This is a genomic window from Mesorhizobium sp. M1A.T.Ca.IN.004.03.1.1, assembly GCF_003997555.1.
GTDB lineage: Bacteria > Pseudomonadota > Alphaproteobacteria > Rhizobiales > Rhizobiaceae > Mesorhizobium.
Genome location: NZ_RZTV01000014.1, coordinates 72,100 through 91,958 on the forward strand (window position 1 = coordinate 72,100; position 19,859 = coordinate 91,958).

The following is a 19,859-nucleotide window of genomic DNA, read 5'->3' on the forward strand; positions in this document are numbered from 1 at the left end:
TTGCAGCGGGCCACGGTCGCCGGTTCCAAAGTGCGGCAACGCCGAAGATATCTTCCTTCACATCACAAAGAGCAGAATAATCATTGCGGTGAATTTTATCACGTCAGGTATATAAAAGGACGATACTCACACGCCCATCCCGTTCACAAGGAAAAGGCATTTTAATATTGTTGAGACGATTTGCCTATCAAAGAAAAGAAAGCATCGCAACACTTCGTTCCGGATCACGGCGCCCCGGGTGGGGGATGAGCGGCTATCCGAATTGTTATGCTCGTGCCGACCCAAATTCCTGCAAAAGCTGGGTCAATGATGGCTTTTGGTCAGCGCAGGATGATTTCTCCTGATTTGGACGGTGCAGGGGCGGTCATGATTTAATGCATGGAGATTCTCTGATTGAGCTGTTGAAAGATCAAGAGGCGTCTGCCAGACGCCCAACGGGCGAGCCCAGCATGATTGGGATGACCGGCGAAGATCGAAAGTGTGGCAGCATTCTGGAGCCTGGTCAGCGCAGCGACGCCCGCGAAGTCAATCGCGTTTGTCGGGACATACACGACGCAGCCGGAAGGCGTGCAGAAAGAGGAAGAATCGAGCGCGACGATGACGAGGGACCTGCCACTTGTTTTCGAGACATTCCTTGAAAGACTGTCACAGAGTATCGATGAGGCAGATTTCCGGGATGCCATGGCTGAGGCGGCCGGACGACTTGACCTAATCTCCTTTGCCTACCTCTCCTTGCCAGCACGGCCTTCCGGCAAACCGAGGCTAATTTCGAACTATCCACCCCGCTGGACCAGACAGTATCTGGAAAATCAGTATGAGAAACTCGATCCTGTGGTCTTGCGTGCTCGAAATGGCGGCTGCCCGTTTCACTGGGGATCGAATTTGGGAGGCGATAAAATGTCGCCGGCTCAACAGCAGCTATTCGATGAGGCGGCTCAATTCAGCATCTGCTGCGGTTTGACGATCCCAATTGTCGATCTCCGCGGCCGCATCGCTGCGGTTACTTTTGCCGCCGATGAGCCTCGTCCAGTATTTCTTCGGGTCGCTGAGCGGTACGAACAAGCTCTTCAGCTGATGGCGGCCTGCTTTCATCGTTGCGTTCGCCGCAAACTGCCGAGCGATCGAACAGTGGATGGGATTTCGCTGACATCCCGCGAATATGAGTGCCTGCGGTGGGCAGCGCGGGGTAATTCAGCCTGGGTGACCGGCCGCATCTTGGGCATCAAGCCACGCACGATCGCTTTTCATTTGGACAATGCCAAGAAGAAGCTAGGCGTGCGAACCCAAAATCAGGCTATAGCCCTTTTGGGGTCCGAAGGGTCCTCAATTCTCTGAGAAGCTTTTTGCTCCGGTTGTGCTTGGTCCATTCGATCGCGCGCTTTGTATCGAGCGTTGACTGGATGCCGAGATCTTCTGTTCCGCCGGCTCGGTCAGGGCGATGCAGCCGTATCCCTCCAGTCCGCGCCGGTGATCTTAGTCTACCGGTGCTCAAGCGGGTGTTTCGTCGCTGACGAGCTAGTCGTGCGGTTTATAGTTTCCGAGAATGGCCCGCTTGCATACCTGCCTGCCGGTAATCTCTAACCGTTGACTTAGGGCGATGGCTTTCGGTTATCCGGCTTTAAAGCGAAGAGGTGGACCATTCTGCGTCGAGCGCCGGCACGATATGGAGTGCTGCTCCGGGCTATTACCCATCCAGACAGAGCGGAACCTTCTATCACGTCAGACGCTCGGACAATTGCCAAAACCCCGATTTCCTGGGAACTGAATTGTGCTCGCCACCGAGTCCATTTTGCCGGCGCGTCTGTGGTGCAGGTCCCGATCAGCCTGACCACTGGCTGCCACAGGAACTGCCTACTTGTATGACCGAGCACTGCGCATTTGTCAGCTGGCGAACAATTCCTTGTAGCCGCTCGTCACCATCCAGTTCGCACGGTCGAGATGACTACGAAGCGCCTTCCTGGCGCGCTCCGGTTCAAGTGCCGGATCAATGCCGAGGATCAGATGGGCCATTTCCTCTTGGGGCGCCTCATCGGCTGAGGCGTCCAGGAGCCTCATATAGGTGGTAAAGTGCGCCCTGTCGTAGGCGGTAAGACGGTCAGACCAAGGGACTTCGTCGAGCAGTGTTGAGCTTTGAGTCTTACCTGTTGCCGTTGATCGATTCATGTCTGCCGCGAACCTCGCATGTTGATCGCTGGATCCAAGGCAGAATATCCCAAAATGGGATAATCCGAAACGGGGATTAGTCGCTGAGCCGGTCTTTACCTGACCGGTTCACCTAAATGCCCAAATCTCTTCGATCTCCCCGCCACCAGCGGTTTCTGGCCCAGTTGATCTCACTGCGCAAGGTCAAAGGACTGACGCAGGCGCAGGTGGCTGAGAAGCTTGGTCGTCCGCAATCTTTCGTGGCGAAATATGAGGGTGGAGAGCGGCGTCTCGATATCATTGAGTTTCTCGACGTAACTGCGGCCCTCGACGCTGATCCGTGTGAGATTCTGTTGAGCCTGCGGACGTAGTGGGCGCCCGCGCCCATCACCGCGCGTGCCGGGTGCCGGTGGGTCGATCCCCGCTTTTCTTGGCTCAGGGCGTCTCGACCATTCCGCTGCGCCTCCTAGTGCGTCGTTAGACTCTCGTAATTCTTTCTGTTGTGCCTTTCCCAGCAGGTGGCGCCGCATCCTTCTAGGCCCGCCGCGGCGTCCCGCAACCCTTAGCTAGCTGTGAGCTTTCAGTAGGTTGTCCATCCGGTCCTTCGGATGCGGTGCGGCTCAGACGGCGGGCCCGTTCCTGTCATGACTCGCCGCCGCACCGCTTCCTGGGAAGCAGCCATTGGCGAGCGGAGGACAAAACGATGAGACTGCGAAGCGCTGGGCCATCCGCGCCGACTGGAAGTCCTCGCGATCATCTTCGAGCGCTTTCGCGCTGTGGTGATGCGTCGATGCATGGTGGTTACGCGACTTCGTTGCTTCAAGCGAAGCGACCGCACCGCCCATTTCGTCAACTGGCGAACAAATCCTTGTAGCCGCTCGTCACCACCCAGTTTGCACGGTCGAGATGACTGCGAAGGACGTTCCGTGCGCGCTCCGGTTCGCGTGCCGGATCAATGCCGAGGATCACATGGGCCATTTCCTCTTCAGTGGCGTTGTCGGCTGAGGCGTCCAGGAGCCTCATATAGGTTGTAAAGTGGTCCTTGTCGTAGGCTGTAATGCGGTCCGACCAGGGGACCTCGTCGGCAAACGGCGTGTTCGATTTGGGCTGTAACATCGCTAATTCTATCTCCGGAGAATGGACCGGCGAAGCCCTCTGGCTGCTAAATGTGGATTACATATTATAGTTGATAAACTCAAGCCGCCTGATCCGCTGGCTTGCGTGCATGGATATGCGCAAGTTGGTCGGACGGAATGTGCAGAGGATCAGGCAAAGGAAGCGTCTGACGCAGGAGCAGCTTGCGGAGATTTCCGGGTTCAGTCAGCAGTACATCAGCGGCTTGGAGAAAGGCCGAAGAAATCCGACAATTATCACGATCTATGAACTGGCATTGGCCCTCGGCGTCAGCCACATGGATCTGGTTCGGCCCGACAAACAGGCCTGATACACCCGCCCTCCAAGTAGCTGGCGGCCTGATGGCGCGCGCCGGGTGCTCGTGAACCCACGCTTTTCTTAGGGCCCCCCGGCAGCCCCTGCCATTTGGCTCGCCCTGGCGCGGCGCACCCTATTGGACAGTCGACCGCTGCGGTTTTTGTCAGCCTTTCCTGGGGCGGTCGGCATTGCCTTTTAGGCCCGCCGCGGCCTCCCGCAACCTTCGCTCTCGCTTCAGGTCCTTCTCTTGGTTACGGTCCTTCGGATGCGGTTCGCCTCTTTCAGCGGGCCTAATCGCTTTCTGCCGCCCACCCCACGGGGACAGGCACGCGAGACTAGTATGGAGCGTTGCGGTTAGCGCACGAACAGCAAAGGAACTGAAAAAAACAGGCAACTGTCGCAGCATGGCTGAACCAGCCATCTTGTCGGCATCTAGGAGCCGCGTGTTCGCCTTGAGGCCCTGCCGGTAGGATCCCTGCAGTTGAAGTCATTGTCGGCATTCTGACAACGATGGACATGAACCGCCGAACTAAGGCGACCAGGTTGTTGTCTAGCAATGGTTTTCCGAATCGGCACGGCACTTGCGTTACCAAAAACAAGTACGCCGCGGCACGGATCGCCCAAGAGGCTGAACGACCTGATCTGTTTGACCCTCGCAGCAGGGTGGATGGCTAACACAAAGGAAACTTTGAAGGTGGACGTTTTCGAAAGTTCTCCAATACCTGTCAGGAAAACACGGACGCCATCTTTCTCGGTGGATCTAGCCTTGCTGGGAGTCGCATTCGTTTGGGGGGCGAGCTATCCGGTCGGGAAAGGCGCACTGTTCTACGCGCCGGTTTCGATACTTGTTCTTTATCGCTTCCTGATTACTACGATCATTATGGCAGTGGCTGCAAGACATGAGATCGCATTGGTCTCCTGGGGCGATTTCATCCGCGGCTTCGCATTGGGAACAATACTTTTTTGCATCTTTATTGCTGAAACTTACGGCGTTGCATCGACAAGCGCAATGAACACGGCCTTGATCATATCGCTTTGTGTGATTTTCACGCCGATCATCGACTATGGGCTATCACGGCGACTTCCACCTACGGGCATTTTGGCAAGTGCTGCCATAGCGTGCATCGGTGTCGGCATTCTCACTGGCGGGATCAGCAGGTTCAGCCCGGGTGACGCGCTTGTCTTGGGGGCCGCGATTCTGCGAGCGGTTATGGTCGTTTCCACCAAACGCCTTCTGGCCGGCCGGCAGATTTCATCTGCAGCCCTGACGGCCATCCAGGGATCGACGGTGGCAACACTTACTTTCGTTTTGGCCGTCGCTCAGTTCGGAATTTCAGGCCTTGTTGTGAGGGCCACCCTTCAGTTTTGGGGCGCTGTTGCCTTCCTTGCACTCTTCTGCACCCTCGCTGCATTCTACATTCAAAATGCCGCAGTGAGAAAATCCACACCGACACGGGTTGGCTTCTTGATGGGAACAGAACCTTTTTTTGGTTTCGTTCTAGCGCACCTTCTTCTGAATGAGCCTTTGACAGTACCGAGCTTGATAGGCGCAGGCCTCGTCCTCGCTGGGACGTTTGCTGGCATCTGGTTTGAGAGCAGGACATCCAAATGAACCCCATCTTGGCTTCCACCAAACCCGCCATCGGCGGCATTTCGAGTTTTGAAGATCTGGAGGCTTTTCCGGACCGAACCGCACCAGTTGCAACCATGTTCAGCGGCGGTCTCGACAGCACCTATCTTCTCTACAAGCTGCAAAGCCTTGGCTTTGCGAACATTGAAGCTGTCGCAGCGGATGTCGGAACGCGCATCGATCAGCCTTTGTTGGAACGGACGGCAGCCATGTTCGGCGCGCGCTTTGTCTGCCTCGAAGGGCGGGATGCCTTTGTCGAACAAGGCGTAAAATCAGCCATTCGAGCCCACGCCAAGTACCTTGGCATCTATCCGTTGAGCAGTTCGTTGAGCCGTCCCATAATCGCATCTTTGGTTGTTAATCATGCAAGGTCAATCGGCTCACGGCTGGTTCTTCATACAGCAAACCTTTCTCAAAACAGTCTTCCGCGCCTTAACAATAGCATTAAGCGCTCAGGATTTTCCGGCAACTTCGGCAGTCCGTATGAATGCTCTGTGATATCCCGACAACAGAAGACCTCCGACCTGTCCAAGTGTGGAGCGACTTTTGTGGCGGACCGTACGTGGAGCGCGGACGAAAACCTCTGGTGTCGGGAATTCGAGTCGGGGCCTTTGGAAGATCCCGAGAACTTTTCCATCCCCGAGGAGGCATTTGCTTGGACGCGCAACATTCCCGCAGAGCAGCCGGTAGAGATCAAACTCGGGTTTGCAGACGGAAGTCTCGTGTCAATTGATGACCGTGATGTTGCATTGGTCGACGCAATCCCGTTCCTGAATAACACGGTCGGCAAATTCGGGCACGGCCGCTTTGTCGGGCTTGAACACATCACAACCGGCCAAAAGGTTCTCGAAGTCCGCGAGGCCCCTGCGGCGGCCATTATCTTCGACGCGCTGCGTCACCTCGAAACCGCTTCTCTTGACGTGGCATCAATCGTTTTGAAGCAAGGGCTTGAGCAAGCCTGGTCCCAAGAGGCGGTTTCAGGTGCATGGGGCAGTACTATTCACCAGATGTGCGAACGGGCCATTGCATCCGCCCTCGAGGGCGTTAGCGGGAGCGTCAGCTACATAGTCGATCACACACGCTTTTTACCTCGGTCGATCCGAGCCAGGACGCCGAGATACATTAGGGACCGCCACCTTTGGGAATACCAAGCCGCAACCCACATAGCGTCGTCCAAAGCGTTCCGTCCTCGCCAAGTCGCCAAAAGGGAGACACCCGTGGAAAACAACGCACCCCAGGCGCCGGCCAACCTCAGTCAACAATGCACTGACGGTCTGGTGACAAATGGATGGTGGTTTTCAAAAGGCGAGCGCCCCGAAGCCTGCTTTGGCATCGAAATTGATGCAGCCTGGAAGAACTTTGCTGACCATTGGAATCGACTTCTTCTCGATGAATACATGCGTGACGGCGGAACATATCGTTACCGGCGCTATAGCGCTTTTGAATATGACGCAACTGACGGAATCTTTAGGCTCCTACCCCACGCCCCCTACGAACAATCAAAAAGTGTCAATCATCTGAATGGCGGCTTCAAGCGCCACTTCGAGCCCCTTGAAAACTCCTTTATAGACCATCCCGTCTTAGAAAAGATTCTGACAGGTTTCTGCAGAATTCTATGTGAAGCCGCCCGACATGATCGTTGGAATATCAAGATCCATCCCTACCGGATTGTCGCGCGCGATGGTGTAAACGGCAAACCGGCACCCGAGGGCCTTCACCAGGACGGGGTGGACTTCATTGCTTGCTATATGATTGGGCGGGTCAACGTCACCGGCGGCATGAGCATGATCACCGACGCCTCAAAGGAGTTCCTCGGCGAGGTCGAAATGAACTCCCCGAATGATTTTGTGATCTGCAACGACCGCGAAACCTTTCACGATGTATCGTCGATTGTGGCCGAAAACCTGAAAATGCCGTACGCTTATCGCGACGTTCTTGTGATCGCCTTCGAGAAATTATAACGCCCAGCGCGCCGAGAGCATTTTCAACAAGGTTCAATACTGCTTGGTATCCTCTCGGGTGTTCCTGGTGCGGGAACAATGCAGGATTAATTTCTTGCATCTAAACACCTAGATAGCAGTTTCGCCTCTCTGGTATGATGGTTTTTGGCCTCGCGGATCTCGCGTAATACGAATGACCGTGGACACCCCCGATCTTCGCAAGAAAGTGAGAAATTATCCTCATGCTGTCCGACGAGGTGGTCTGCGGCTTCGGAGGCACCGGGAACTGGTTTGGTAGCCAGACATTTGGGATGGAACCGGACATGCTCTCGATCGCCGGGGGGCTTTCATCCGGTCACCTGCCCATTGGCGGCGTCATTATCTCGACAAGATTTATCAATGCGCCGCTGACGAGGCCCACAAGGTCGGCGTGTTCGGTCACGGTTTCACCTACTCCGGTCATCCGGTGATAGCGGCCGTCGCCGCCGAGGCGATCAGGATCTACAGCGAGATCGATTTCGTGACCCAGGCGCGTCGTCTCGGCGATCACTTGCATGGAGCCCTCGCGGACGCGCTCGGCGACCATCCGCTTGTCGGTGAAGCCCGCGGCCGCGGCTTCATCGCGGGGGTTCAGATCGTCGAGGATCGTGCGCCCGTCGCGTCTTCGCGCCCGAGCTGAGGATCGGCGATGTCGAGCGGCGGTGCCGCGAGCACGGCGTCATGATCCGCAATATGGGAGACGTGCTTGGAATCTGTCCGCCCTATATAATCACCGAAAGCGAGATCGACCCCTTGGTTGACGGCATTCGTTCTGCACTCGACGGCGCCGCTGCTGCGAATTCCCGGGTCGGTCGGGTGGCATGAGTTCCAGCATTAAGACCGACTGCTTCACTTCAGTGGATATTATCGAGCAAACGCTCACCCGAGGGGTGCACTTCATCCGTGTCCGGTACAAAACGTCACCCATGTCTCAGGTCGGGCACGCCGCTCGCCAACGACACCGAGTTCGGCCTCGCGGCCTACTTCTACACCGGCGATCTCGGTCGCGCCTTCCGCGTGATGGAAGGACTGAAGTACCGGCGTCAATGAAGGCCTGATCACCACGCCGGAGGTGCCGTTCCGCGGCGTCAAGGAATCGGGCCTCGGCAAGGAAGGCGGCCTCCAGGGCATCGTGGATTATCTCGACACCAAACATGTCTGCATCGGCGGTCTCGGCGTCTAGTGGTTCCCGCCTGACATAGGAGTCCAATCAGAGATTCCCTTTCTGGCCTGCGCGTGCGAGTCTGGCGCATGCGCACAGGAAGATCGTTCACCGTTTCGTCGGCCGATCGCGTCCGTCTGACGGCGCTGATCAGGGATCGCAACGCCCCGCAAAAGCATGTCTGGCGCGCCGAGATAGTGCTTTTGCCCGCCGACGGCGTCGGCACCGGCGAGGTCATGCGCCGCATCGGCAAGTCGAAGACCGACGTCTGGCGCTGGCAGGAGCGCTTTGCCGCGGAAGGCTGTGACGGGCTGCTGCGCGACAAGACGCGACAGTGGCGCATTCCGCCGCTCGGTCCCGATGTCGGCGAGCGCGTCGTGGCACTGACGCTTGCCGATCCGCCGGGCGAGAGGACCCACTGGACCGCCGACATGATGGCGCAAGCCGCCGCAATCAGCGCCAGCGCCGTCAGGCGCATCTGGAAGGCGCATGGTCTCGCACCCCACCGCTGGCGCCAGGTTCAAGCTCTCCAATGATCCGAAGTTCGTCGACAAGTTGCGCGCCGTCGTCGGCCTCTATCTCGATGCGCCGGCCCATGCCATCGTTCTGTCGGTCGATGAAAAGAGCCAGATCCGGCGCTCGACCGCACCCACCCGGCCTGCCGATGAAGAAGGGGCGGCTCGGTACGATGAGGCACGACTACAAGCGCAACGGCACCACCACCCTGTTCGCCGCCCTCAACGTCCACTATTGTCCCGTTGACGAGAATATCATCTTAGTTGCTTGTAAAAATTTGTTCTCCACTTCCGTCTCCATCGTATCTCAGTCAACGCGATGGAGCAGGAAATGACTACAAACATTGTGAAACTGGAAGAAGGCAGGGCAATCGGCTCTAATCGTGACGTGCCGCTGTCAGATCATGAGGCGGAAGCCCTAGGGCATCTTGCGGTGGCGCTGAGTGGCATTTCGACGACCATTCGGTCCGCCGCCTACAAACACGCGCTAAACTCTAGTCACGCGATGAAGCCCCTAAAGGAGACGGAGGACGCGCTTACCGACTACGACGCCTTGGCGAGGGCGGCGGGCCGAAAGCAGCCGAAAGCGGCGGAGGAGGACGACAGGAAGGGGGACGCCCTAGCGAGAGAGGCCGCCGCACAGGTCAGCAGGGTCGATCAGACCCGATCTTCCCGCTGGAGCAGACCGCGAAGGGTACCGGTGGCATCAACGGACTACGTTCGGCAGGTGGTCATGGCAGATAGTCAGCTTGGAGCAGTGTCGGCACTGGTAAACGCGCGGCGAGTGGCTCCAGAACGCTTCCATGCTTCTGTTCCCAGTGTAGATAATAATCCGGATGCTCCGCTTCTGACCTCTTTTTCGGACTATCTGAGCAGGGTGTGCGGACTGGAGTCAAAGTCCCGCGAAGGCGTTCTCCTGGGCAGCCGCCGCTTTCTGGATTGGTTCCATCACCACCATTCCCGGCCAAGCCCTCGGCGCGTTGACGGCTGAGCATGTCCTTGCCGCTGTCGAACATCGGCTGTCACTATCGGCGACCTCCGGTACCCGCACCGGCAGCAACTTCTCACATCGTATTGGGCTGGCCACCACGACCAGAATCTCGCGCGCGTCGTCCCCAGGACGCCCCACTGGCGTTTGGCTCATCTAACCCTCGAACTCGGCTACGGCCCGTCGACGGTCTTCTTCACATGGGTCGGATTCGACGAAATGGACGAGGTCACAGGCGACGGCCATGCTGAACTGCTCGACGACGGCTCCATCGACATCACCTTCTATCACAACGGCGACGAGGCAATCCTCAAGGCCAAACGGGACACTTCTTCAACGGCCTGCTAGGAGATCCGTGTTCGCCTTGCGCTGACAAAGAAGCTCACACATGACGTCCGGGAGACGATGCTGGCAAATGGTCTGGCTGAAGCATTCCACCCACAATACCAAAGCCCGTCCCGATCCAAAGCGCTTCTAAGCACTCCACCTCAGGCGCAAGGCCGGTTGGCCAGTGCATCTTCTTGGTCCGCCGGAAGAGAACCCCGCCCGACAATAGCTTCATGAGGTCTTGCGCTGCAGTGTCGACCGTAAAAAAGGGCGCGCGAGGCGCCCTTCATTTAAACCGGCAGTCGGGAAGCAGACTTCACTCTGATATTCAAAAGCGGTAGGTGACACCTGCGCCTATCAGCCAGGGATCGAGCTCCGCCTTCCCCGTCAGCTTCGCGCCGGTCACCGTGACGTCGAAGTCCGGCTTCAGGAAAAGCTTCTTCACGTCGAAGTTGAGGCCCCAGTGCTGGTCCACCATGTAGTCGAATCCGACCTGCAGCGCCGTGCCGAACGTGTTCTTCACCTTGAGAGCATCAGCGCTGCCAGTGTCCTGGTTGTAGAAGATCGTGTAGTTCACGCCGGCGCCGACATAAGGCTTGAACGCGCCGAGATCGGTAAAATGGTACTGCAACGTGAGTGTCGGCGGCAGCAGCCAAACTTTGCCGATGTTGCCCAACCCTCCGATCGTCCCTTGGCCCGCGATGTTGGCATAAGTGGTACCGAGTATGAGTTCGGCGGCGATGTTGTCGGTGAAGAAATACGAGATATCGAGTTCCGGCGTCACCGTGTCCGAATACGAAAGACCGGAGCCGGGAAGCGTATCAACGTAGCCCAGATCTTTCGTAACGACGCCCAACGCCCGCAGGCGGACCTGCCAAGGGATTGGCGCTTCGGTGACCGAGGCTCCCGTCTCCGCCAGGACGGTCTCTGCTTGCGCAGGCTCCGCGGCGACGGCCTGCTGTCCCACCATGATCAGGGCCACCGCCGCTGCTGTTGCCCGCGCTACGCCCATTCGCGTTCTCGCCATGAGATTCACTCCTTGATGTTCAGAAAGGATGCACTGCACTATTTCGTCTCCTGCTCGAATGAATTGTTGATGGACCTCAAATGCCCCTCTTGCGTTGCAACGCGTTCCGCCGTCTCCGGAGGGTGATCGTTGAAGCCGATTGCGCTGCGGAGAAAATTGGTGCCTAGACTGATGAATGCGGCTTGCTCCCGATTGTCCTCGCCGCAGCCGTGCCCGCCTGCGCTGGCCTCGTAGAAGTAAGCGGGATAGCCAAGAGCCTGCAGTTTTGCGGCCATCTTGCGCGCATGGCCCGGATGGACGCGGTCGTCGCGTTTCGTGGTGGCGATCAGGATAGGCGGATAGGGCTGTCCCGGCGCTGCGGCGTGATAGGCGGAGATTTCCTTCAGGAAAGCCCAATCGTGAACCTTGTCCGGATCGCCATATTCGTCGATCCAGCTCGCGCCCGCCAAGAGCTTGGTGTAGCGACGCATGTCGATAAGCGGTGCTGTGCAGAACAGAGCCCCGAAATGCTCAGGATAGCGGGTCAGCATGTTTGCGATCAGCAGGCCGCCATTTGAGCCACCCTCGGCGGCAATCCGCCTCGGCAGGGTGATGCCCCTTCGCACGAGGTCGGAGGCAACGGCGGCGAAATCGTCGTGGGCGAGACGCTTGCCCTCCCTGCGCCCGGCTTCGTGCCAGCGGGTGCCGAACTCGCCGCCGCCGCGGATGTTCGCCTCGACACACGTGCCGCCGCGCTCGAGCCACAGCTTGCCCAGCGGGGAGTTGTAGTAGGGCAGGAATGATACGCCGAACCCGCCATAAGCGGAAAGGTGAATCGGAGCATCTCCGTTCCCGTTCGCCGGACCAACCTGCGTATAGGGGATCAGCTCATGATCGATAGAGACTGCCTCGTGGCGCGTGACCACCAGTCCGGATGCATCGAAATTCTCCGGGCTGCGCTTCAGGATTGCTGAAGCGCTGAGAGACGGCGCGGCATTCAGATCGAACAGCAAGAGCTGCGGCGGCGTGATCGGATCCTGAGCACAGATCAGGACCTCTCCATTGGTCTCGTGAACTGCCGCATCGAATGACCAGACGTCGACAGTACCTTCGGCGGGCAGGGTGTTCAGGACTCGGCGCGTCCATTCCTGGTGGCCGGGAGTGAACATCTCGAAACGCGGTGCGAGATTGACGAGGTAAGAGATAATGAGCTTCCCGTCATTCCAGAAGAATGACTGCATGGAGCGCCTTTCCCCTGGTTGAAACAGGGTCTCAAAACGGCGTCCGCCGGCGAGGAAAGTGGAAAGCGAGATGACGATCAGCGCGTCGGCGGGATGGGTGGTGCCTCCCACCGTCCAGGGCTTGCGCGGCCTTACCGCCAGCCAGTCGCCGAAGACCCGCCACGACGCGTCGCGAGGAAGATCGATCTGCCTCCTCGGCCCGCTCCTATCGCCGATCCAGCTGATCTTCTCGAAGAAGGCCGGCTGCTCGATGAACCAAAGGCGCTCGCTGCGGCCGGTGCGGTCCGAATGACCAGACACTTGGAAGCTTTCGAACCCGGCCTCGAAGATTGCCGGCGTGGTGAGGGGATCCGCGTCACGCTTCCACAGTCGAACTGTGCGCGCATAGCCGGAGCGGGTGGCCATGCCATTACCAAGCGCACTGGAAAGCAGAAGCGTGTCAGGGTCCAGCCAATTAACGTAGCCTTTGGCCTCGGGGAGGTTGAAGCCGTCGGCGACAAAGCTCAGAGAAATCAGGTCGAATTCGCGATGCACGACCGCGTCGCTGCCGCCGCGCGACAGGCGCAGAACGGCTCTTTCCCGTCTCTCCGGCTCGATGGACGCGCCGTCCCAGATCCAGTCCTCTCCGTCGCTAGCCGCGAGAGCATCCAGATCGAGCAGTAGCTCCCATTGGGGATCCGCCTTCATGTAGGCGGCAAGGGTGGTCCGGCGCCACAGTCCGCGTGGATTACCGTCATCTCGCCAGTAATTGTAGAGGTACTGACTACGGCGCGCGATCAGGGGAAGATTGTCGCGATTGTCGAAAATGGCTGTCAGAGCCGCGCGGTCGCGCTCGAACTGCGTTCCACCGAAGTGCTTCAGAGTCCTTGCCGATTGGCCGGCGGCCCAGGCAAGTGCCCGCTCGCCCTCTACATCTTCAAGCCAGACATAGGGATCGTCGTCGGGAGCATCAAGCGTTGGACGGACATCAAATGCGTTCATGTCCGGACAGCCTTCAGAAAGAAGGGATAGAGGCTTCCGTCGGCTCGGGAACGCTCAGTGTCGGTAGCGGCGCCCACATGTTCGAAAAGCGTGATCATTGATGAGTTCTTCCAGTCGGTGCGGCATCGCAGTGCTTTTGCGCATAGGGCCGCAACCTTCGTGCCAACTGGGAAAATCGTTTCGGAACAATGCGATCGCTCTGGAAGCGTTGTGTCACATGTCCGACATCGTCGAGAATCCGACAACGAGTGCTCCTCCTAATCACCGGATCAACCTCCGGCGCCAGTCGTGGACACTGTGCAGAACTCGAGAAGTGAAGCTCATTGGAGTGAACCTGGTTGACGCCCAACATCTTCGCTCTGGAGCGCTTCACGCACACGGATTCATGGCAGACACCATGATGCGATCGATGCTGTTAGAGACCAAGCTGGCTGCGCCTGTGAGTTTCAGCCGCCAGCTGGAAGCAGCGGAGTTCTGAGGAGAAGGGTGGGGGGCCCAAGCCCTGCCGCAATCTTGGCCTGCACCGTCCCCTTGATTGTTGTGGGTCAACGTCTGCCTGCCCGCTGAATTTGGCACGCCTTACACCTACGTCACGACCAAGACCTTCCTGTTGCACTTCGGCCTCGACACACTGCGGGATTTGCCCGATTTCGAGGCGATTGAGGTTGCCGCGCTGCTCAGCAAGGAGAAGCTGCTGGCGGGCGATACTCCCATCGGGCTGGTGAGTGGTGGAGGAGGTGAGGAGCGACACTCCAAGGCCAGGACGGGCTAGCGCAGCAGATACATGGAAGTAATCGCTTGATATGAGCGGTTGAGAGTCGAATCAGGGAACTATGCGATCACTATCGATAAGAGGTGGCAATATCGATCGTGATTGTATCGGGCCACTCTACGGCGAAGGAGGCGGCAACTTGTGTCTCCGACCCGAAACGATTACCTTGCGGCCATTATGAGCAAGCATTTGGCATCCGTCTTGACGACGTGAACGCGCCCTGCAGCGTACAGCTGGACGACGCGGCGCTGGCCGATTGCTTTGCGGATCTCGATTTGGCCAAGCAGCATCCCGCTCATGTCAGCGCCTTTCTCGGCGAGGTCCCTCTCGCCCAGCAAGTCGAGTTCGCAACCGCGCACCACATTCGCGGTCGACGAGATGAAGGCTTTTGCCGCCAAGTTCTCTGCCTGGTCCGGCGAAAGCTATCCGCTCGCCGCATAATGGCTGGACATGATAGCCGACGCCCGTCCCGAATGGCGGCGGCTTTTTCGTATTATATCGACCTGATCGACAAGATGCGGCGGAACAGGGGTCCACGTGCGATGCGGCCAAAGCGGATCCAGCTCTCGAGCGCGACTACGGGGTAGGTGTGGTCGCTGGAGCCGCGGCCGACCTCGACCTCGCGCCAGCCGGTCTTGCCGCGCAGGGTGACCAGCAGCCCTTGCCGTCAAAAATCTCGATCCAGCTGGCGCCATCGCTGTTGTCGTCGCGCATGACGTCGAGACCGACGATCTCGGAGCGCCGCAGGCCGCCGCCACAGCCCAGGAGCAAAATAGCGCGGTCGCGCAGGCCCTGAGGTCGTGGCCGAGCGTGGCGATCATCGCCAGCAGATCGTCGCCAGGACCGCCTCTTTCTGCCGCGGTGGCTTTGCGTGCTTGCGGCGAATGCCGGCAAGAACCTTATAGATATGCCGCTCCGCGCGGTCCAACGGCCGGCCGCGCTGGGTAAAGTTCCAGGCGAGGCCGGAAAGCCGCCGCTCGATGGTCGCAAACTAAAGGGCAGGGGCGCCACGCTTCGGATCGCCGGCGGCGGTGCCCGAGGCACAGGCGCTGATATTGAGCCTGATCACCTTCGAGCCCGGAGGCAGGGGATCGAAGCCAGCGCGCCGGCACCAGGAGGAAAAATGCCGCCAATCCTTGGGGTAGGCGTCGCGCGTGTTCTCCGAGGTGGCGTTGTAGCCCCTCGCGGTCTCGACCAGTTCCTGGACATGCGCCGGGACTCTTTGAGCCGGGTCTCCATCTCCTTGTAGAGCTTGTCAAGCTCGCCATCGACTGGCTTCAGGTCGTCGATTGAACATTGCGTCATCATAGGCTTTGTGCCTTGTTGTAGCAGGCATCGTCCGTTCGCGCGGCGGACACAGACATCACCGTCGCTGAGCCGAGAACGACGGTAAAAGAAAATGCACTCACTGACTTCATAACCAATCTCTTTTGCGGGTGATTTAGAAACGGACGCCGAGCTTGGCGCTGAACCCGTGTGTCTGGGCATCCGAGGCGATCTGTCCCTGATAGGCGATGCCGAACGTCGCGTTCTCGGTGATGTTTACGTCAAGCCCAGCTTCGAGCAGAGCTGCGTTCTTTGCGATCGGCACGCCCTTGATGGCGAAGGAGGAACCGCCAGCAAAGGCAAGAGCGGTATCCGGCCTGACGTCGCCGAAGGCGTGGCGCCAGCCAAGACCGCCGCGCGCGGTAGCAGTCACGGTGCCGAGGGTCAGTACCGTCGACGCACGCAGACCTAGCGTGGTAAACGCCGTGTCGCTCGAGCGATCCCCGCTCGACAAGGCGGCTGCGCCGCCATTCTCGGTGAAGCCATCGGCGTCAAAATTCACATAAGCGAGATTAGCGTAGGGCTCGAAGGAAGCCGAAGCCGTATTGATACGGTAGCCGAGCTCGCCAAAGGCCTGGAACGTGCCGGCGTCGTAATCGGCCGAAAGGCTGTCGGCGAAGCCTGGAAAGACCACGGACCTGCCGGTCTCGATGCTGTGCCAGGTATAGGCAAGGCCGGAACGAAAACCGAGATTGCCGTTCTGCGTGCCGGCAAAAAGACCGAGATGGTAATTCTCGCTCGAGCCCGACGACGCGCGATCGTCCGCCTCCAAGGAGGTATGGCTGTAGCCGCTGATGAGGCCGAGCCGCCAGCTTTCGCCGACAGCCGCGTCACCGCCAGCCAGAAAGCCTCCTGTCGAGTGATCGAGACCGGCGGCATTGCCGTCGCTGTCGAGATGACCCCAGGCGCCGAAGCCACGGCCCCATACGGCGAAATTCTCACTCGTTGCCGGGGCCAGTTCCAGACCACCCAGCCCATAAGTCATCACCGGAACGCTGGAGGCACCGACGCCGTCGAACGCCGCACGGATCCGTTCGCTCGCGGCATCGCGTACAGAATGACTGTCCTCGATGAGGCCGCTATGAATGGAAGCATGAACCTCGCCTGATAGCATATCGAAAGCGTTGCGGGCTTCCGGCGCCGTCAGGAACAGGATGTTGTCCTGGATCGGATTACCGCTTCCAAGCGCCTGAGCCGCTGCGGCGACCGAGCGTTGATTGAAGGTGCTGGCTACATCGGCAAACGCCGTCGATGTGCGGCTGATATCGAGATAGACATTGTTGGCATCGTAGACGAGCTGGAAATCGACGAAGGGCGTCGCGTCTGTCGCCAGAGCCCCCGTCAGCCCGCCATAGGTGCCGCTTACGCCGCCTGCTGCGGAGAGCAGAGTATATCGGGCATCGACCGATAGCGTTCCCTGCCGCAGCAGCTCGATCTGCGCGCCGCTGTCGATCGCCGCTGCTCCGCCAACATCGATGAGATCGGACGACCTTGCGAGGTCGACCTGATAGATCGATCCGGACTGCTGCGCGAAATCGCCCGTGACAGTCAGTGTGGTGACGATCCTGCTCGGATCGGTCGCACTGCCAGGAGCGACCGTGCCGCCCTCGGAAATGGTGACCGCACCGTAGGTGCCGCCGCCTGCGACGACACCGCCGCTGTTTGCGATAGCCGTGCCCCCGATCTGCCCGTCATTCCCGAGAAAGCCGGACGTGGTCGCATCATGGGAAAGCACACCTGTATCGGCAAGCAGCAATCCCGCGCCGGAACCGACCGTCGTCATGCCGGAAAAATTGTTCTTTCCGCTCAGCGTTTGCACGCCACCGGCAACGAATAGTTTGCCGCCCATATTATTGTTATCAACGTCGAGGTCGTTGATGCTGCCGGCGAACGTGTCGTTCGAATCCGTTAGCACCAGGGTACGCTTGCCCAGTTCGACCGTTCCGCTGCCACTCAGGCTACGAATACGGGCATCGTTGTAGGCGTCGGAGATTCCCCAATAGTCGCTGCCATTTCCATGTTCGGAGATATCGAACGTGCCGTCTGCAACGACTTTCGCTGACCGTTGGATGTTGCCGAGCCCCGCAAGCGAGAGATAGGCATCCTGAGCAATATTCGTCTCGCCGGTGTAGGTGTTGACATTCGTCATCCGGACCACCGTCTTTGTATCAAGCGTCAGCGATCCGGAGCCGGAGACGACACCCGCTATGCCGAACCCGCCCTCATTCCCCATGCTCGTCGTGATCCTGCTCAGACCGGTCCCTTCGGGTGCGGATGAATCGGTAGAGAAGTTGCTGGCAGTGACGAAATGTGACGTATAAGCGGTATACTTCTTCTCCAGATCGAAAATGACCGATCTGTTTTTGAAGAAGTCAAGACCGGCAACAAAACTGGTCTGGTCATTGGGTTGTTCCGTCGTGCCGCTGGTGTAGGTGAAGTCGATATTGTCCAGCCTTACCGGATCGCCATCCGTTCCTGCGATTGTAACGCTCGGGATGTTGCCCGATGCGCTTACGATCTCGCGTTGCTCATTTCTCCGAACATTTTTAAGTTTGACGCCCGCATCCTGAAATTGCTTCAGCATCGCATCACTGATCTCCAGACTGCCACCGCCCGGTGTGCCGGTGTCGAGCAATACCGCGGTCTTGTTGGGGTCGGTGATTGGTGGGGCTCCATCCTTAACCGTGTACTGCAGATTGTAGCTGCCTTCGTATTCGGTCGAGGCATTGGCGCCAGAGCCAGGAAAATTCTGATAAGAATCCTGATCTTTTTCCTCGGGTTCTCCCCATGGCATGGCATTAGTATATTGGGCCCGGAGGCTTGGATTGAGGTTGACAATCGTGCAGGGGGAACAGCCAGGCGTTTGGTCGCTCTCGGAATCCGGATTCACATTGGCGGAGACCACGTAGCCAGACCTGGTGACACTGCCCATCATGCCCCAGACACTTGTCTTGCCAAGAAAATCGCCGGCCCCGAATGTACCTGCGAAATCGCCGCCTTCGTCTGCCATCTTGCCAGCGGTCATTTTCGCCCGCTGCTCCTTATCGGCGTGATAAGGTTCTTGGAGATCCTGACCATACATATCTTTAAGTCCATCCGTCACGGATCCCGGCGTGCACTTAAGATTGTTGTCCTTGCAATACGCATGGGTATAGACAAAATCGAGAATGCGAGCAGCCCGGTATTTCTTATCGCTTACAGACGGCCCGTCGATTGTTATCTTTTGATCTGGATCGACATATGTAAATTTATCAATTTCCACGTTCTGAAGCTTATTACCATACGTTCCGTCCCCGTACGTATATACGTAAGGCGTGTCGGCAATCGGGCGGACCCCGGTCACCTCTGACCCGATCTGCGTGTTGAGCTGGTCCGAGCCCGTGTCGAATACGTATCGCTGCGCGTTGCCATTGTTGATCTTGGCCCAGATGCCCAGGCGGTCATGGCCTTCCCCGACATACTCCAGCGGGATCGAAATCGGGTCGTCGGCCAACGCTTCTCCAGTTGGAAATGCTACCAGACCCACCCCGAGAGACACAGCCGGCAGGAATACCGTCGTCATCGCGGTGGTTGCCGCCAGAAAGTTCTTTGTCCTGAAACAAGCCTGCATACCTGGTCCTCGAAAAAGTCTCGCAAACTGATTGTTCATTGGAACGGCCTCCTGAATTGTTTAACGAGACCCTTTATGGCGGCCCTGGCTGACAACAGCCTGAAAGCTGCAAGCGGCCTGCGAGAATGGGGCGATCCTGAATGACGACAGGTGCTGTCAACAATGGATGAGTGCTCGGCCTGAAAGCTGAGCACGCTTTATGCTCAGGCTGCTGACAAGGCCAAAGCAGCGTAAGTGCGGAGTGAAATCCAAGGTCCACATGGGTCGTCGCGCTTCCCGTGCGCCTGGGAAGGCGCCGGCCCGGCCAAGCTTTCCCAGATCGTCCGGATGGCGCACAAGATACTGGTTCAGGTCGATCGAGATGGAGGCCGAGGCGTATGCCAAGGCGGTCGACTGCCTGACGAAAGATCAGAATGCGTCGCTGGCGCTCTACGATTTCCGCCGGCAGCGAGCTCAGCTCCTGCCGGGCATCCGTGTTTACTGGCGACGAGACACAAGATGTGCCCAAATTGCCACCAGACCGTCACCTGCGATGAGTTTCGGCAACTGATTTTGTCCTTTCAATCGTCGCCACTTCCTGGCCGCGGCCAACATGGGCCACTCGAAGGCAGCAGACTGGCGGCTATATGGACGGGCTGTGAGCCCGCACCGGAGACATTGGCGAAATCTACGATCTCTATAGCAACGTCAAGGAGAAGCGCGAGGTGTTGCAGATGTGGTCAAATCACATCGAATGGCTGATCAAGCAG

The 19,859-nt window shown here is 58.4% G+C and carries 16 protein-coding genes and 4 pseudogenes; 13 read left to right on the plus strand and 7 right to left on the minus strand.

All coding sequences use genetic code 11. The annotated features are described in order from the left end of the window. The first annotated feature begins 597 nt into the window (after positions 1-597). Positions 598-1,335 carry a LuxR family transcriptional regulator gene (locus EOD29_RS27835; RefSeq protein ID WP_127248563.1) on the plus strand — a complete coding sequence of 246 codons (738 nt, stop codon included), beginning with the start codon at positions 598-600 and terminating at the stop codon, positions 1,333-1,335. 546 nt (positions 1,336-1,881) lie between these two features. Here EOD29_RS27835 and EOD29_RS27840 read toward each other — a convergent pair. Next, entirely contained in the window at positions 1,882-2,163 is a 282-nt protein-coding gene (locus EOD29_RS27840; RefSeq protein WP_127248555.1) for a DUF2285 domain-containing protein, read from the minus strand. Between the two features lie 116 nt (positions 2,164-2,279). Between EOD29_RS27840 and EOD29_RS27845 the strand changes: the two genes are divergently transcribed. Continuing rightward, positions 2,280-2,513 (plus strand): helix-turn-helix transcriptional regulator, encoded by a 234-nt coding sequence (locus tag EOD29_RS27845; RefSeq protein WP_029354710.1) that lies wholly within the window; start codon positions 2,280-2,282, stop codon positions 2,511-2,513. Between the two features lie 478 nt (positions 2,514-2,991). Here the strand turns inward: EOD29_RS27845 and EOD29_RS27850 are convergent, their stop codons facing one another. After that, positions 2,992-3,258 carry a DUF2285 domain-containing protein gene (locus tag EOD29_RS27850; RefSeq protein ID WP_029354712.1) on the minus strand — a complete coding sequence of 89 codons (267 nt, stop codon included), beginning with the start codon at positions 3,256-3,258 and terminating at the stop codon, positions 2,992-2,994. A 109-nt stretch (positions 3,259-3,367) separates the two neighbouring features. Between EOD29_RS27850 and EOD29_RS27855 the strand changes: the two genes are divergently transcribed. The 9 genes and pseudogenes from EOD29_RS27855 to EOD29_RS37955 all read left to right on the plus strand — a co-directional run bounded on the left by EOD29_RS27855 (position 3,368) and on the right by EOD29_RS37955 (position 10,195). Then, positions 3,368-3,586, plus strand: a complete 219-nt coding sequence (locus tag EOD29_RS27855; RefSeq protein ID WP_029354714.1) for a helix-turn-helix transcriptional regulator — start codon at positions 3,368-3,370, stop codon at positions 3,584-3,586. Between the two features lie 681 nt (positions 3,587-4,267). After that, positions 4,268-5,185, plus strand: a complete 918-nt coding sequence (locus tag EOD29_RS27860; protein ID WP_245475458.1) for a DMT family transporter — start codon at positions 4,268-4,270, stop codon at positions 5,183-5,185. Beyond that, positions 5,182-7,164, plus strand: a complete 1,983-nt coding sequence (locus tag EOD29_RS27865) for an argininosuccinate synthase-related protein (protein WP_127215244.1) — start codon at positions 5,182-5,184, stop codon at positions 7,162-7,164. The genes EOD29_RS27860 and EOD29_RS27865 overlap by 4 nt, the downstream gene beginning before the upstream one ends. 221 nt (positions 7,165-7,385) lie before the next feature. Then, positions 7,386-7,613 carry an aminotransferase class III-fold pyridoxal phosphate-dependent enzyme gene (locus tag EOD29_RS37945; RefSeq protein WP_263485461.1) on the plus strand — a complete coding sequence of 76 codons (228 nt, stop codon included), beginning with the start codon at positions 7,386-7,388 and terminating at the stop codon, positions 7,611-7,613. Further along, the gene (locus tag EOD29_RS37950; RefSeq protein ID WP_063169297.1) at positions 7,574-7,822 is read left to right on the plus strand and encodes an aminotransferase class III-fold pyridoxal phosphate-dependent enzyme; all 249 of its coding nucleotides are present in this window, start codon (positions 7,574-7,576) and stop codon (positions 7,820-7,822) included. The genes EOD29_RS37945 and EOD29_RS37950 overlap by 40 nt, the downstream gene beginning before the upstream one ends. Before the next feature lie 308 nt (positions 7,823-8,130). Next, a pseudogene (locus tag EOD29_RS27875) lies at positions 8,131-8,365 on the plus strand (aldehyde dehydrogenase family protein); the annotation flags it as partial. A 68-nt stretch (positions 8,366-8,433) separates the two neighbouring features. Then, positions 8,434-9,089, plus strand: a pseudogene (locus EOD29_RS27880) (IS630 family transposase); the annotation flags it as partial. Positions 9,090-9,190: 101 nt separating this feature from the next. Further along, positions 9,191-9,850, plus strand: coding sequence for a hypothetical protein (locus EOD29_RS37375; RefSeq protein ID WP_063169296.1), 660 nt, complete (start codon positions 9,191-9,193; stop codon positions 9,848-9,850). A gap of 216 nt (positions 9,851-10,066) precedes the next feature. Further along, on the plus strand, positions 10,067-10,195 hold the full coding sequence (locus EOD29_RS37955) for a hypothetical protein (RefSeq protein ID WP_263485462.1): 129 nt from the start codon (positions 10,067-10,069) through the stop codon (positions 10,193-10,195). A 307-nt stretch (positions 10,196-10,502) separates the two neighbouring features. Here the strand turns inward: EOD29_RS37955 and EOD29_RS27895 are convergent, their stop codons facing one another. Then, positions 10,503-11,201 carry an OmpW family protein gene (locus tag EOD29_RS27895; RefSeq protein WP_063169295.1) on the minus strand — a complete coding sequence of 233 codons (699 nt, stop codon included), beginning with the start codon at positions 11,199-11,201 and terminating at the stop codon, positions 10,503-10,505. Positions 11,202-11,239: 38 nt separating this feature from the next. Further along, positions 11,240-13,402 (minus strand): prolyl oligopeptidase family serine peptidase, encoded by a 2,163-nt coding sequence (locus EOD29_RS27900; protein ID WP_082826571.1) that lies wholly within the window; start codon positions 13,400-13,402, stop codon positions 11,240-11,242. Between the two features lie 217 nt (positions 13,403-13,619). Between EOD29_RS27900 and EOD29_RS27905 the strand changes: the two genes are divergently transcribed. Together EOD29_RS27905 and EOD29_RS27910 are read left to right on the plus strand one after the other, a co-directional pair. Next, on the plus strand, positions 13,620-13,880 hold the full coding sequence (locus EOD29_RS27905; protein WP_095769041.1) for a hypothetical protein: 261 nt from the start codon (positions 13,620-13,622) through the stop codon (positions 13,878-13,880). A gap of 93 nt (positions 13,881-13,973) precedes the next feature. Then, positions 13,974-14,174, plus strand: a pseudogene (locus tag EOD29_RS27910) (SMC-Scp complex subunit ScpB); the annotation flags it as partial. Positions 14,175-14,335: 161 nt separating this feature from the next. Here EOD29_RS27910 and EOD29_RS36110 read toward each other — a convergent pair. From EOD29_RS36110 to EOD29_RS27925, 3 genes and pseudogenes are all read right to left on the minus strand, one after another. After that, positions 14,336-14,572: a hypothetical protein gene (locus EOD29_RS36110; protein ID WP_063169293.1), complete on the minus strand. Its 237-nt coding sequence runs from the start codon at positions 14,570-14,572 to the stop codon at positions 14,336-14,338. A 116-nt stretch (positions 14,573-14,688) separates the two neighbouring features. Next, a pseudogene (locus EOD29_RS37380) lies at positions 14,689-15,372 on the minus strand (integrase); the annotation flags it as partial. A 243-nt stretch (positions 15,373-15,615) separates the two neighbouring features. Then, positions 15,616-19,149 carry an autotransporter domain-containing protein gene (locus tag EOD29_RS27925; RefSeq protein WP_082826570.1) on the minus strand — a complete coding sequence of 1,178 codons (3,534 nt, stop codon included), beginning with the start codon at positions 19,147-19,149 and terminating at the stop codon, positions 15,616-15,618. Positions 19,150-19,859 lie beyond the last annotated feature (710 nt).